The sequence below is a fragment of the Oceanobacter sp. 1_MG-2023 genome (genome assembly GCF_030689025.1).
GTDB lineage: Bacteria > Pseudomonadota > Gammaproteobacteria > Pseudomonadales > Oceanobacteraceae > Oceanobacter.
Genome location: NZ_JAUYWA010000064.1, coordinates 1 through 1,349 on the forward strand (window position 1 = coordinate 1; position 1,349 = coordinate 1,349).

General features: G+C 53.4%; 1 protein-coding gene. It reads left to right on the forward strand.

What is annotated here, in order from left to right; all coding sequences use genetic code 11:
- A partial coding sequence (locus Q8W22_RS16625; protein ID WP_305453122.1) for a cadherin repeat domain-containing protein occupies positions 1 to 1,349 on the forward strand: 1,349 nt, incomplete at both ends.

A 1,349-nucleotide genomic window follows, 5' to 3' on the forward strand; every position in this document is an offset into this window, starting at 1 on the left:
ACTGCTGATATTTCTGACGGAGTCACTTTCAGTCTGTCGGGTGCAGATGCTGCGTACTTCTCGATCGATGCTGTAACCGGCGAAGTCACTTTGTTGGCCGATGCCGACTATGAGACCAAGTCCAGTTACAGCTTTATTGTCACCGCCACCGATGGGGCTGGTAACTTCGCTGATCAGACCGTCACTCTGGCGATCAATGATCTGGATGAAGTGGGGCCTGTATTTACTTCCGGCACGTTGGCGGATGTCATTGATGAGAACTCCGGTGAAAACACGGTGATTTACACCGCAGCGACGGATGATGCGACGGCGGTTTATAACCTCTCAGGGGGTGATGCAGGGCTATTCAGCATTAATTCAGCCACCGGCGAAGTGACGTTATTGGCTGATGCCAATTACGAGGCCAAGTCCAGCTACAGCTTTACTGTCACCGCTACCGACGGGGCCGGTAACTACACCGACCAAACCGTGACGCTGGCGGTCAATAACCTGGATGAAGTCGCACCGACGATTACTTCTGGCGCTATCGCCACTGCGATCGATGAAAACGGCGGTGTGGGTAGTGTGATTTATACCGCCACTGCGGATGACTCTGCAGATATTTCTGATGGCGTGAGTTTCAGCCTGTCTGGTACAGATGCGTCACTGTTCAGCATCAACTCAGCCACAGGTGACGTTACCTTGTTGGCCGATGCGGACTATGAGACCAAATCCAGCTACAGCTTTACTGTTACAGCCACCGACGGTGCTGGTTTACAAAATAGCCAAGCCGTGACGCTGGATGTGAATGATCTGGATGAAGTGGCACCGGCATTTACATCCGGTTCAACAGCGACCGCCATTGACGAAAACTCCGGTGAAAACACGGTGATTTACACCGCAGCGACGGATGATGCGACGGCGGTTTATAGCCTCTCGGGAGCGGATGCAGGGCTGTTCAGCATTAATTCAGCCACCGGCGAAGTGACGTTATTGGCTGATGCCAATTACGAGACCAAGTCCAGCTACAGCTTTACTGTCACCGCTACCGACGGGGCCGGTAACTACACCGACCAAGCCGTGATGCTGGCGGTCAATAACCTGGATGAAGCAGCGCCAAGCATTACTTCTGGCGCTACGGCTACCGCGATCGATGAAAACAGCGGTGCCGGCAGTGTGATTTATACCGCCACTGCGGATGACTCTGCTGATATCTCTGATGGTGTGACTTTCTCGCTCTCAGGCGACGATGCCGCGTATTTCAGCATCAACTCAGCCACCGGCGAAGTGACGTTGTTGGCGGATGCGGATTATGAGAGCAAGTCCAGCTACAGCTTTATTGTTACAGCCACCGATGGCGCGGGTTTACA